This window comes from Bacillus sp. FJAT-29790, from assembly GCF_019039215.1.
In the GTDB taxonomy this organism is placed as follows: domain Bacteria; phylum Bacillota; class Bacilli; order Bacillales; family Cytobacillaceae; genus Cytobacillus.
In genome coordinates this window covers 1418424-1430689 of sequence record NZ_JAHNZZ010000001.1, presented here as the reverse complement: position 1 = coordinate 1430689, position 12266 = coordinate 1418424, and the positions used below count along the sequence as shown (strand labels likewise).

Here is a 12266-nt window from a genome sequence, read left to right as displayed (position 1 = left end):
TTAAATATCAAACCTGAAGTTTTCATTCGATTCAAGCTGATTATCTAATAGTAGAAAGAAAATAGACCGTTTTTCTCTGAGATAAAATGATTAGTTAAGCTTATTTGTCAGATCACTTAACTCATATTGTGGAATCTCAATTTGAAAGTGAGTGCCATTTGGGCCGCTATTTACAATTTTGATATCTCCTCTATGTTCAAAGATAATCTTTTTAACAAAAGGTAATCCCATGCCCATACCTGAACTTTTGGAAGAGGTGAATGGATCAAAAACACTTTCCCAATTATCCGCTGGTATTCCTTTTCCAGTATCTTTAAGGTGTATATAGATACTCTCATTTATGATTTCTGCTTCAATCGTAATCGAACGTTCTAAAGCCTCACCAGGTATTGCCTCGGAACAATTTTTTAACATATTAATAAAGACTTGTTGAAGGTATGGTTTATTGACATATGCTTTTAAAGAGCTGTATCTATTCTGAAAATCAATCGTAACGCTGTTTTCTTTAACGATCTCTGACACAAAACTAATCGATTCAAAAATAATTTTATTGAGATCTTCTATTTTTAAATCCATTTTAGAAAATTTAATATAGTCATTATAATTATTAGATAAGTCTTCAAGCTGTTGAGTGGCCCCCTGAATAATAGTAATCATTTCTTTTTCATTACTGGCTAGCGTAGGAGATGCCAGTAATATTTGGGAAAATCCTTTTATAACTTGACTGATATTTTTCACTTCATGAATAAGACTTCCCGCCAAATTTCCCGTATAGTCCATTTTTTTTTGTCTCTCAATTAACAAATTGTACTGCAATGTGATAAGAAGATTCATTTTAATGAATGAGAAAATAATCATAACAGAAAAGATTACCACACCAATGCTGCTTGCAATGGCTCCGGTACCCGGGATAAAATTAATGAAACCTGAAATGAAAAGCAGGATAGAATAAGTAGAAAAACTCCTTAAAAACTCCTTGATGTATTGATCTTTAAGACTTTTTGATACAAAAATGATAATAAACAAAAACACTATAAAGCTGCTCATGTGAAGTATATAAATCCATTGGAACTGTCCATATACCGGAAAATAAAAATCTATATGGGATCCATAAATTTGTTTGATCGTAAGCCCCTTTATTCCAAGTGAGGTCCAATTAAGTATATAAACAACAGTGCTCCAAATGAAAAAAATTAAAAGTGTTTTTCTTGAGAACAGTTTAGTCAAACTATGTATATATTTATTATTCGTAAAGCTTAAACTGTTATTTTTCAAGATAATGTAAACGACATAAAATAAACTAGGAATCGCAAAAGTAGTGGCAAATCGTAAAAATTTAAATAAAAACAATATACAGGACTCCGGTATATTCCCGACAAAATAAAGAATCCCTATGTTTAATTGCCATATACTGATTAGAATCATGTATATTAAAAGCGCTAAGGATAATTCTGTCCCTTTAAATATCCTTCTTGTATTAATTGCCAGTACAATGGGAATGATCCCAATAATCATTACTAATAATCCGAAAATCACATTACCAACTCCGCCAGTGCCATTTATCTTAAGACATTCATGTCACCTTCATATTTTTTAATAGAAGCACATGCGTTATTGCCGCCATGACCATGATTCGTTATCAGTACTTCATTAATATCCTGATAGACAGTTGAGGTAACGATATTCATATTCTCAAATCCTCTTTTTGTTGTACGAATTGTCGGAGGAATGAATCCGTGCTCAATACTAAGAAGAGATGAAATAACTTGCAGAACGCCTATCGCACCAAAAGGATTTCCATACATACTTTTAATTGAAGTATACGGAGTTTTGTGATTGAAAATTTCCTGCGAACATCGTTTTTCAATTTGATCATGTGTCTGGATGCCAAGTGCTTGACTATTAATATAACTAGGATTCTTATCTCTAGCAATCTCGTGTAGTAGATTGACCATCTGATCCCCAGTTTCATCCACAGAATAAGTATACACTCCATCATTATTAGAAACAATGGATGCAATTTCTCCTTTGATTTCAATGCCTCTTTTTATGGCTGCATCCTCTTTTTCTAAAATAAGGACTCCACCCGCTTCGGACATTGCAAATCCGTCGCTTTCTTCATGAAAAGGAACGGCTCCGTTTTCAAGTGACTGTCCTAACGGGATGACTTTTGTTTTAGCGAATGCGTATATTGTCGCTTGGCAAATCGGACTGTCACTTCCGCCTACTATGGCAATATCGATTATCCCACTCTTTAGATAAACCATTGCGTCCTGGATGGCTTCTAAACTTGATGTGCAGCCGGTAGTTATGGTTTTTGTTATTCCTTTTACTCCGAGATAATGGCCAATCGCGGATGTGATGCAATGGTAGTTAGCAATATGCGAAAACGTGACGGGGATTTTATTGAAATTGTTTCGGTTTCCTTCGATAATTGCATTTTGAAAGGACTTTTCCCCGCCAGCACCCAATGAGGTTCCAAAAAACAAGCCTACTTTTTTTTCATTTAAGTTCGTTATTTTTGCTTGCTCTAAAGCTTCTTTCGCTGCTTTTATTCCTAATTTTGTCACACGAGGTAGCCGTTTTATATACTTATTATTCTCAAATTCTTCCAAACCTTTATCAATTAGCCCAACGACAATGGATTCGCTATTTGGTCCTAATCCAATAACTGATTGTAGACAGCAATTTCCATCACGAAGGTTATGTAAAAATTCTTTCCTATTTTGGGTGTTTGGGGCTATTATACCATATCCGGTTACGACAATTTTACTCATTCGTATATCAACCTTTCATAAGTATATTGATTATGTATCTTATTTACCATTTCATTATAAAGCATTAATAGGTAAATGGCTGTTTATTCCCAAAATTGTCGCAATTTTTATAACTCTGTCTAATTATTTTGAAATGAATAGAACTAAAGTAACGAATATTCTAACTCTTATTGAGTTTACCTATTTTCCCTGTACTTTTCGTTAAATATATTACATATAAGTACTGTGACGATAAAAACATTAAATATAAGTTATCTTCGAATGACAAATAGTAGATTTTAGGAGGTGTGAATGCTTTGGCAGAGTTCACTTTTTTTGATCCAATAGCGGATGAGGAAAAATATGAGCATTTTATGAAACGGATCGGGTCCGGTGAAAAAATTGAAGCGGATGATTGGATGCCTGATGACTATCGTCTAACGCTCATTAAATTAATCTCGATGCATGGAATAAGTGAAATTATGGGAGCTCTCCCGGAGAAGGAGTGGGTTCCGAAAGCACCATCTTTAAAAAGAAAGCTTGGGATTATGGCTAAGGTTCAAGATGAAATGGGCCATGGGCAATTACTGCTTAGAGTGGCAGAGGATCTGATGAAGCCTTATGGAAAGACTCGTGAGAATATTATGCAAGATTTGTTTAGCGGGCGTTTAAAATTCCATAATGTTTTCCATATGGAGGCACCGACATGGGGAGATGCTGGGTTAATTGGCTGGCTTGTTGACGGGGCAGCTATTATTTCGCAAACAAATATGCTTGATGCTTCATATGGACCTTATGCTCGGGCATTAAAAAGAATTTGTGCAGAAGAGGTTTTTCATGCTCAGCATGGAGAGTCGATTATTATGGCTTTAGCAGAAGGCACAAAGGAGCAGCGGGAGATGGTTCAGGCTGCTATAAATAGATGGTGGGATGCCCTTCTCATGTTTTTTGGCCCAGCAGATGCATCAACAACTGGGACTTCTAAACAAGATACGACCATTAAGTATAAGATCCGGACGAAAACGAATGAAGAACTCCGGCAGGATTTTTTCACAAAGTATATTCCAAGGGTATTATCACTTGGATTGACGATACCGGATGAAACGATGCATTACGATCAAGAACAGAAACTTTGGATTTATCAGCAGCCTGACTGGAACCGTTTTAAGGAAATCATCAAGAACAACGGCCCAAAATCTAAAGAGCGATTACAGCTTCGTCAGACTTCTTATTTAGAAAATAAGTGGGTCCGTGAAGCATTGACAAAAGAAAAATAGCAAAAAATGAAGTTCTTTTCAAAGAAATTAGTGCCATAAACTAAAGAGATGGTACTTTAATCGATGATTACTCCATGTTTCACCTCTGACTACTCACCTCAACAGATACAATAATTTCGAAAACATCAACATAAATCCAGACTGGAGGAAGCCCCTTGGACAGTGCAGGATTTTATCAGGAATTTGAGGTTTTTAGTAAAAGAACTGATACCTCTCCACTTCAATATCAATTTTCTCTATTAGCACCAAACAAAGACCTCGCGCTCGTGATGGCACAGGAAAATTTCATGAGGCGAGAGCCAGTTGCAGATATTTGGGTCGTCAAGCGGTCAGATATTCGAAAAATGTCGCTTGAAGAAAAACATTCTTTAAAGCGATTAGACAATAAAGATTACCGAAACACAAAGGGGTATGGGTATTTAAAGAAAAAATGGCGTCAATATGAACAGGAGATACTTGATGAGAAGGAGATCATGTCATGGGGAGGGTTGAATAAAAGTGAAAAAGATTGACGGATCACCACCAATGGATACTGTTTATAAATCGGCTTTAACCGCCTTGTTATATCAACTGGCAGATGATGATTTTATTCTCGCCTACCGGGGGTCGGAATGGCTTGGCCTTGCTCCCCATATTGAGGAAGATGTCGCCTTTTCTTCAATCAGCCAGGATACAATGGGCCATGCGGCGATGTTCTATCAGCTTCTCGAGGAACTTGGGGAGGGAAATATGGATGATCTCGCCCATGGACGAAAGGCAGCAAACCGGAAAAACGCCGTGTTGTTAGAAATGGTGAATGGCCCTGGTCACTATTTATCCGAGCCTCGATATGACTGGGCGTTTGCAGTTGTAAGAAATTATTTTTATATCCAGGCAAAAAAAATCCGCATGGAGTCCTTGAAACATTCATCCTATGAGCCTTTAGCGAATGTTGCTGTTAAGGTGAATATGGAGCTCTATTATCACCTCATGCACTGGAAAACATGGTTTGTCCAATTAATGCAGGCAGGGGATGACGCAAGAAAGAGGATGGCAGCAGCCATTAAAAGGGTATTTGATGATATCGAAGGTGTGTTGACACTCGGGCCTCAAGGAAGTGAAATGGAGAATCTAGGATTAATCGAAAATGAGGAAATTTTGAAAAAGAAATGGAAGTTTGTTATGAAACCAATCTTTGATTCTGTGAACCTGTCTCTCCCTGAAAATTTTGGAATGAAGAATGGAAACGGCCGTAATGGCAGACATACACAGGATTTGGACTCTGCTTTAGCGATCCTTGCCGAAGTGTATAACTCTAATCCTGCTGTGAGTTGGTAGGGTGTAATGTCAGAATTTTTTTAAGGGATTGATGAGATATGCAACAAAATCACACAATGAAATCCGTTGTTTTGATAGCGCTTAATAACGTGAAAGATCCGGAAATCGAAGCTATTTCAATCGTCGATTTAGGGATGGTAGAAAAAGTAGATGTGAGCGGAAAATCAGTACTCATTGAGCTTCTCCCAACTTTTATGGGCTGTCCGGCTCTTGATATTATCCGTAAAAATGTAGTGCAGGAAATGAATAAATTAAACTTGTTTGACAAAATCGATGTCCAATTTATATACCATCCGCCTTGGACCTCAGACAGAATTACAAATGATGGAAGGGTTCATTTAAAGGAGTTCGGCATTGCACCTCCTCCTAAACAAATTAGTGAAACAGGAGAATGGCATGTTGATTGTCCGTATTGCGATGCCACCTACACGACAATTGAAAATTTATTTGGTCCGACAGCATGCCGTAGTATCCTATACTGCAAATCTTGCAAAAATCCGTTTGAAGCTATGAAACCTGTTTCCACGATGATGTGACTTTTTTTAGATTAAATGAAAGAAACGGGCAATTTTCTTCGATTTTAATAGAAAAGGGAAACAGATTTTCATTTGGCCGATAAAATTAGAATTTGGCCGTTAAAATGTAATAATTGGCCGATAAATGTCCGCAATTGGCCGATATTTTAATATTTGCTAAAAAAACAGGCGCCATTTTGCTATTATTCTTCAGAAATTACATGAAAATTGAAATTTTGATCCATTTTACAGCGAAATTCTATTCACTAATTGAAAATAAAAGTCTCAAACCGAAAGGAAGTTAAGAAAATGATCAAATTAATCGCTTTATACAAACACCCCGAAAATAAAGACGCTTTCGATGAGCATTATTTTAATACGCATGCACCGCTTACAGCAAAAATTCCAGGACTAAGGAAAATGGAGGTTACGAAAATTGTTGGCAGTCCGATGGGGGGAGAAGGAAAATATTATTTAATGTGTGAAATGTATTATGACAGCCAAGAGGCATTAAAGGCAGCGATGAAAACAGACGAAGGGAAAGCTTCTGGAAAAGATGTGATGAGCTTTGCCGGCAATTTAATTACTATGATGATTGGTGAGGAAGTTGATGAATAAAAGCTATGAATATATCGAGACGTCCGTTAAAGGACAGCTTGGTTTCATCACTTTAGATCGTCCTTCCGTCCTAAATGCCATCAACCGCCCGATGGTTTCTGAAATTGTAACGGTTCTGGAAGAATTCGATAAAAATGAAAATGTCCGTGCGATAGTATTAAGCGGGAATGGCCGGGCTTTTGCGGCTGGAGCAGATATTGCTGAAATGGCTGACGAAAATGCAGTAGATTTTGAGCTTCGTAATCAATTTAAGGATTGGGACCGGATTGCCATGATCAAAAAACCGATCATCGGGGCTGTACAGGGCTTTGCTCTCGGGGGCGGTTTCGAGTTGGCACTTTGCTGTGATTTGCTTTTTGCCGCAGAAGATGCGGAATTTGGCTTTCCGGAAGTGAATCTTGGCGTCATGCCAGGGGCCGGGGGAACACAGCGTTTAACAAAGCTTGTTGGAAGAACAAAAGCTATGGAATGGCTGTTTACAGGAAAGAGAATTTCCGGACGAGAAGCTCTCCATTTCGGAATCATAAACCGTTTGATCGCTAAAGAGCTACTCTTGGAGGAAACGATCAAAATGGCTGAATCGATTGCAAGACAGGCACCATTGTCCATCCGGCTCATCAAAGAATCCGTTCTCAAGGCCGTAGATACACCAATAAATGAAGGCATGCAGTTTGAACGTAAAAACTTCTACCTATTATTCTCTTCCGAGGATCAAAAAGAGGGTATGAAAGCATTTCAAGAAAAACGAAAGCCACATTTTAAAGGGAAATAGGGGGATTCATAGCCTATGTATGAAGCAATTAAATATAAAGTTTCCAATCAAGTGGCCTGGATCACCTTAAACCGGCCAGACAAGTTAAACGCGTTTACGGAACAACTAAATAAAGAAGTCCAGCATGTGATTAAATTGGCGAACAGAGATGCTGGTGTCCGTGCTATTGTGATAACGGGCGAAGGGCGAGCTTTTTGTTCAGGGGAGGATCTCGAAGGAGTCAATGATGAAATGGATCATGGTGAAGTCTTGCGTACGCGCTATAACCCGATGGTCATGGAGCTTCATAATTGCGAAAAGCCGATCATTGCGGCGGTAAACGGGGTAGCAGCCGGTGCGGGAATGAGTCTGGCACTTGCTTGTGATTTCCGTCTTTTATCTGAAAAGGCAAGTTTTATCGAAGCTTTTATACACGTGGGTCTTGTACCCGATGCAGGAAATCTATATTATCTTCCGAAACTCATTGGGCATGCAAAAGCTCTTGAACTGGCCGTTCTAGGTGAAAAAATTTCCGCCCATGATGCGAAGGAACTGGGCTTAGCTACAAAAGTGATCCCGATTGAAAATTGGACGGAAGAGGTGACGGTTTTTGTAGAAAGGCTCGCCAGTATGCCAACAAAAGCAATCGGATTGATAAAAAGAAACCTGAAGGCGAGCTGGGATTCAACACTACAGGAAAGTCTGGAACGAGATGCACAAGGACAGCGAATTGCGGGTATGACTGCCGATCATCAAGAAGGCGTAGCAGCTTTTAAAGAGAAACGAAAACCAATTTTTCAAGGTGAATAATTGAAAAGAGTTTATTTTTTTAATGATTACATAAGGATGAGGAATAGGTTGTCCTTGATCATCCTTTAATTGTAGGGCCATCCAATTCAAAAACGAAGGGGGTGGCTTTTATTAGAATCGGTTTCGATAAGCGAAAATCACAATAGAGGGTGTGATTCTAAGTGTTCACAGCAGTCTTTGGGGCGTTTGAATCTGGAATCATCTATGCGATTATGGCACTTGGTGTTTACTTATCTTTTCGGGTCCTTGATTTTCCCGATTTGACCGTTGATGGAAGTTTTGTAACAGGAGCAGCTGTAGCGGCAACGATGATTGTCAGCGGAATTAACCCCTTTGTAGCAACATTTTCAGCGCTTGTGGCCGGCTTTGCTGCTGGATGTATAACAGGTATCCTTCATACCTTTGGAAAAATCAATGCTCTCCTATCTGGAATATTAATGATGATTGGCCTTTATTCAATTAATCTGCGGATCATGGGGAAATCCAATGTACCATTATTAAATACAGAAACTGCAATGACAAGTCTAAGAGAGACATGGGAAAAAACAGGATTCGATTCGATTATTAATCGTGTTTTCATTACTGTTGGGTTTGGAGACAGCCTGCCAAGGACATGGGGAATATTCATTTTCATGTTGCTTGTTACCTTGGCCATAAAATTTCTGACTGATCGCTTTTTACAAACAGAAATTGGCCTGGCACTAAGGGCAACAGGTGACAATAAAAGGATGATTCGTAGCCTGTCAGCCAACACGAATTCAATGGTCATTCTCGGGCTTGGCCTTGCAAATGCGATGGTGGCGTTTTCCGGTGCACTCATCGCTCAGCAAAGTGGATTTGCTGATGTCGGGATGGGGATCGGGATGATTATTATCGGTCTCGCATCTGTAATCATCGGTGAAGCCATATTTGGAACGAAAACAATCGCAAGGACAACGTTAGCTGTTATTGGTGGGGCAATCATTTATCGGATCGTTGTCACATTAGCTTTGCGAGTCGATTTCCTTCAGCCGGGAGATATGAAGCTGATCACCGCCACTATTGTCATCTTGGCCCTTATCGCACCGAAAATTATTGATAGGACGAAAGAAAAGAATCGGAAGGCTAGAAGACATGAGGAACACTTGGCCCTTTTGCATTTATCACCAGATAGAAAGGGTGAGGCAGATGCTGAAATTAAGTCAGATTCATAAAGTATTCAATGAAGGGACGCCTAATGAAAAAGTAGCACTAGATCGCATAAATCTTACTTTAATTGCGGGAGATTTTGTAACTGTTATTGGCAGCAATGGAGCAGGGAAATCGACATTGATGAATATGATTTCGGGTGTGATGAACCCAGATATTGGGGCTATTTCGATTGACGACCAGGATGTCACCAATCTACCCGAGTATAAAAGAGCGAAGCTAATCGGCCGTGTTTTTCAGGATCCAATGGCAGGAACAGCTCCAAGCATGACAATTGAGGAAAATCTGGCGATGGCTTTTTCAAGAGATAGGTCTAGAACTTTAAGAAAAGGGGTGACAAAGAAGCGGAAGGAGTTTTTTCAAGAGATTCTAGCAACCCTCCACCTCGGTTTGGAAAACCGGTTAACAGCGAAAGTAGGGCTGCTGTCTGGAGGAGAACGTCAGGCACTGTCGTTATTAATGGCGACTTTTACCGAGCCAGCAATTCTATTATTAGATGAGCACACAGCCGCACTTGACCCTGCCCGTGCGGAACTGATTACAAACTTAACGAAAGAAATCGTCGGAAAAATTAATCTGACCACATTGATGGTTACTCATAATATGCAGCAAGCTCTTGACCTTGGAAATAGACTAATCATGATGGACAATGGACAGATTATTTTCGAAGTAGACGAAGAACAAAAAAGAAAATTGACGATCGAACAGCTTTTAAATGAATTTCAAAGAATTAGAGGCTCAAAAATGGCAAGTGATCGTACTCTTTTGTCCTAATAACTATTGCATCTAGGAAGTAGGAAGTTAAGCCTCCGGCGAGCCTTTTGATTTTTTTGAGGAATTTATCGAGCAAGCTAAGGTGAAAATCTGGGTGCAAATACGCAAAGAAGAATTTGATCCCCTTATCCATGAATGATATCCGTTGTTATTATTACCAATATGATTACGGAGAAAAGGGTGAGAATATGGAAAATCAATTTCCGATCCAGCAAATCATGGACTCTAACGGAAAGATTGTTTCATCTGATTATAAAGAAAAAGTTACGGCTGAGCTTGTATACCATTTTCTCAGACAGCTAATTAGAATTCGAATGTTTGATCGAAAAGCAATCAGCTTACAGCGTCAAGGGAGAATCGGCACATACGCCCCTTTTGAAGGACAGGAGGCAGCCCAAGTTGGTAGTGCACTGGCATTGAATCCCGAAGATTGGATGTTTCCGACGTACCGTGATCACGGGGCAGCGATGGTGTTCGGGCATTCGTTAAGAAATATCCTCCTGTTTTGGAACGGAAGAAATGAAGGTTGCATCCCTCCGGATGGCAAAAAGATTTTTCCGCCAGGCATTCCAATTGCTACGCAAATTCCACATGCTGCCGGCGCTGCTTTTGCGGAAAAGAAAAAAGGGTCAAAAACCGCAGCAATTGCTTATTTTGGTGATGGTGCTACATCTGAGGGAGATTTCCATGAAGGGCTGAATTTTGCCAGCGTGTTTCAAGTGCCTGTCGTCTTTTTTAATCAAAATAACCAATACGCGATTTCTGTTCCACTCGAAAAACAAATGAATTCAAAAACGATCGCACAGAAATCTTTGGCTTATGATATGCCGGGAGTCCGGATCGATGGCAATGACGTCTTGATTGTATATTTCGAAACATTAAAAGCATTGGAACGAGCAAGAAACGGTGGGGGTCCGACATTGATAGAAGCTGTTACGTGGAGATATGGTGCTCATACGACAGCTGATGATCCAGCTAAATATCGGGACCAGTCAGAAAGCAGCACCCGCAGATCCGAAACAGATCCGATTCTCCGTGTGGAAAGATGGCTGAAAAAGGAAGGGATCTATGAGGAAAATCGGGTCCTTGAAATGGAAGCCGATGCTGCACAGGAGATTGAAAAAGCGGTCGCAGAAATGGAAGCGTTTCCGCCTGCAAATCCTGCAGATATATTTGATCATGTATTTGCGGAACCAACATGGCAGATCAGGCAGCAAAAAGAGGAGTATCTGCGGTTTATTGGGGGTGAATGAAGTTGAAAACGGCTGCTAAAATAAAAACGATGACAATGATACAAGCCATAACGGATGCGCTTGATACGATGTTAGCAGAAAGGCATGAAGTCCTATTATTAGGGGAAGACATCGGGATAAATGGTGGTGTATTTCGAGCGACGGATGGGCTCCAGGCGAAATACGGAGAAGACCGTGTAATTGATACCCCGTTAAGCGAAGCCGGTTTTGTCGGTGCTGGAATTGGCATGGCGGTTAATGGTTTTTTACCTGTTATTGAAATCCAATTTTTAGGTTTCATTTATCCTGCCTATGAACAGATTATGACTCATGCAACCCGCCTGCGGATGCGAACGATGGGCCATTTCACGGTTCCGATCGTGATTCGCGCTCCATATGGTGCAGGTGTGAGGGCTCCTGAACTCCATTGTGACAGTACAGAAGCTCTTTTTACGCATATGCCCGGTATAAAGGTTGTCTGTCCATCTAGCCCGTATGATGCAAAGGGATTGTTGATTGCAGCGATTGAAGATCCTGATCCTGTCTTATTTTTAGAGCCGATGCGCTGTTACCGATCAGAAAGAGGGGAAGTGCCAGAAGGGAAGTATACAGTTGAAATCGGGAAAGGCATGAGGCTGATGGATGGCGATGTTGTATCGGTTATTACTTGGGGAGCAATGGTTCCGATTGTACGAAAAGCAGCTGAAGAAATGAGGAAAAAAGGGATTCATTGTGACGTTATTGACTTAAGGACTCTTTTTCCGCTCGATAAGGACATCATTGCTGAGTCGGTCCAAAAAACCGGCAGGACTGTTATTGTTCATGAAGCACATGCAACTGGCGGGGTGGGGAATGATGTGGTAGCAATCATCAATGATACGTCATTTTTATATCAAAAGGCCCCTGTAGAGCGGGTTGCGGGATTTGATGTACCGGTTCCATATTTCGGGTTTGAAGACCATTATTTGCCGAGCGTTGATAGAGTTATGCATGCGATCAAAAAAGTAATGGCATTTTAGGAGGGTGGA

At 40.0% G+C, this 12266-nt stretch carries 13 protein-coding genes; 11 read left to right on the top strand and 2 right to left on the bottom strand.

The genetic code is table 11. The features are described 5' to 3' along the window. Positions 1-90: 90 nt before the first annotated feature. The gene (locus tag BGM26_RS06650) at positions 91-1350 is read right to left on the bottom strand and encodes a sensor histidine kinase (RefSeq protein ID WP_254119092.1); all 1260 of its coding nucleotides are present in this window, start codon (positions 1348-1350) and stop codon (positions 91-93) included. 209 nt (positions 1351-1559) lie between these two features. Beyond that, a complete protein-coding gene (locus BGM26_RS06645; protein ID WP_217038931.1) occupies positions 1560-2777 on the bottom strand; it encodes a beta-ketoacyl-[acyl-carrier-protein] synthase family protein in 1218 nt (405 codons plus the stop codon). Positions 2778-3130: 353 nt separating this feature from the next. Between BGM26_RS06645 and paaA the strand changes: the two genes are divergently transcribed. The 11 genes from paaA (at position 3131) to BGM26_RS06590 (ending at position 12257) form a co-directional block, all read left to right on the top strand. After that, positions 3131-4033 (top strand): 1,2-phenylacetyl-CoA epoxidase subunit PaaA, encoded by a 903-nt coding sequence (paaA, locus tag BGM26_RS06640; protein ID WP_254119441.1) that lies wholly within the window; start codon positions 3131-3133, stop codon positions 4031-4033. A 155-nt stretch (positions 4034-4188) separates the two neighbouring features. Beyond that, positions 4189-4545, top strand: coding sequence for a 1,2-phenylacetyl-CoA epoxidase subunit PaaB (gene paaB, locus BGM26_RS06635; protein WP_217038929.1), 357 nt, complete (start codon positions 4189-4191; stop codon positions 4543-4545). A 13-nt stretch (positions 4546-4558) separates the two neighbouring features. Further along, positions 4559-5350, top strand: a complete 792-nt coding sequence (gene paaC / locus BGM26_RS06630) for a 1,2-phenylacetyl-CoA epoxidase subunit PaaC (RefSeq protein ID WP_217040682.1) — start codon at positions 4559-4561, stop codon at positions 5348-5350. Positions 5351-5388: 38 nt separating this feature from the next. Beyond that, on the top strand, positions 5389-5886 hold the full coding sequence (gene paaD / locus BGM26_RS06625) for a 1,2-phenylacetyl-CoA epoxidase subunit PaaD (RefSeq protein WP_254119090.1): 498 nt from the start codon (positions 5389-5391) through the stop codon (positions 5884-5886). A 288-nt stretch (positions 5887-6174) separates the two neighbouring features. Beyond that, positions 6175-6483 carry an EthD family reductase gene (locus tag BGM26_RS06620; RefSeq protein WP_217038927.1) on the top strand — a complete coding sequence of 103 codons (309 nt, stop codon included), beginning with the start codon at positions 6175-6177 and terminating at the stop codon, positions 6481-6483. Beyond that, a complete protein-coding gene (locus tag BGM26_RS06615) occupies positions 6476-7255 on the top strand; it encodes an enoyl-CoA hydratase/isomerase family protein (RefSeq protein ID WP_217038926.1) in 780 nt (259 codons plus the stop codon). The genes BGM26_RS06620 and BGM26_RS06615 overlap by 8 nt, the downstream gene beginning before the upstream one ends. A gap of 15 nt (positions 7256-7270) precedes the next feature. Beyond that, positions 7271-8044 (top strand): enoyl-CoA hydratase-related protein, encoded by a 774-nt coding sequence (locus BGM26_RS06610; protein WP_217038924.1) that lies wholly within the window; start codon positions 7271-7273, stop codon positions 8042-8044. A gap of 161 nt (positions 8045-8205) precedes the next feature. Beyond that, positions 8206-9237: an ABC transporter permease gene (locus BGM26_RS06605; protein ID WP_217038922.1), complete on the top strand. Its 1032-nt coding sequence runs from the start codon at positions 8206-8208 to the stop codon at positions 9235-9237. Then, on the top strand, positions 9212-10006 hold the full coding sequence (locus BGM26_RS06600) for an ABC transporter ATP-binding protein (RefSeq protein ID WP_217038921.1): 795 nt from the start codon (positions 9212-9214) through the stop codon (positions 10004-10006). The genes BGM26_RS06605 and BGM26_RS06600 overlap by 26 nt, the downstream gene beginning before the upstream one ends. Before the next feature lie 188 nt (positions 10007-10194). Then, complete coding sequence (gene pdhA / locus BGM26_RS06595; RefSeq protein WP_217038919.1) at positions 10195-11259, top strand: pyruvate dehydrogenase (acetyl-transferring) E1 component subunit alpha; 1065 nt, start codon at positions 10195-10197, stop codon at positions 11257-11259. Further along, positions 11256-12257: an alpha-ketoacid dehydrogenase subunit beta gene (locus BGM26_RS06590; protein WP_254119087.1), complete on the top strand. Its 1002-nt coding sequence runs from the start codon at positions 11256-11258 to the stop codon at positions 12255-12257. Before pdhA ends, BGM26_RS06590 begins: the two co-directional genes overlap by 4 nt. The last annotated feature ends 9 nt before the right edge of the window (positions 12258-12266 follow it).

Excerpts from the sequence above, each read along its gene's own strand:
- BGM26_RS06590 (WP_254119087.1), top strand. The coding sequence starts at position 11,256 with ATGAAGTTGAAAACGGCTGCTAAAATAAAAACGATGACAATGATACAA.
- paaD (WP_254119090.1), top strand. The coding sequence starts at position 5,389 with ATGCAACAAAATCACACAATGAAATCCGTTGTTTTGATAGCGCTTAAT.
- BGM26_RS06620 (WP_217038927.1), top strand. The coding sequence starts at position 6,175 with ATGATCAAATTAATCGCTTTATACAAACACCCCGAAAATAAAGACGCT.
- BGM26_RS06645 (WP_217038931.1), bottom strand. The coding sequence starts at position 2,777 with ATGAGTAAAATTGTCGTAACCGGATATGGTATAATAGCCCCAAACACC.
- BGM26_RS06610 (WP_217038924.1), top strand. The coding sequence starts at position 7,271 with ATGTATGAAGCAATTAAATATAAAGTTTCCAATCAAGTGGCCTGGATC.
- paaC (WP_217040682.1), top strand. The coding sequence starts at position 4,559 with ATGGATACTGTTTATAAATCGGCTTTAACCGCCTTGTTATATCAACTG.
- BGM26_RS06600 (WP_217038921.1), top strand. The coding sequence starts at position 9,212 with ATGCTGAAATTAAGTCAGATTCATAAAGTATTCAATGAAGGGACGCCT.
- paaA (WP_254119441.1), top strand. The coding sequence starts at position 3,131 with ATGAAACGGATCGGGTCCGGTGAAAAAATTGAAGCGGATGATTGGATG.
- pdhA (WP_217038919.1), top strand. The coding sequence starts at position 10,195 with ATGGAAAATCAATTTCCGATCCAGCAAATCATGGACTCTAACGGAAAG.
- BGM26_RS06615 (WP_217038926.1), top strand. The coding sequence starts at position 6,476 with ATGAATAAAAGCTATGAATATATCGAGACGTCCGTTAAAGGACAGCTT.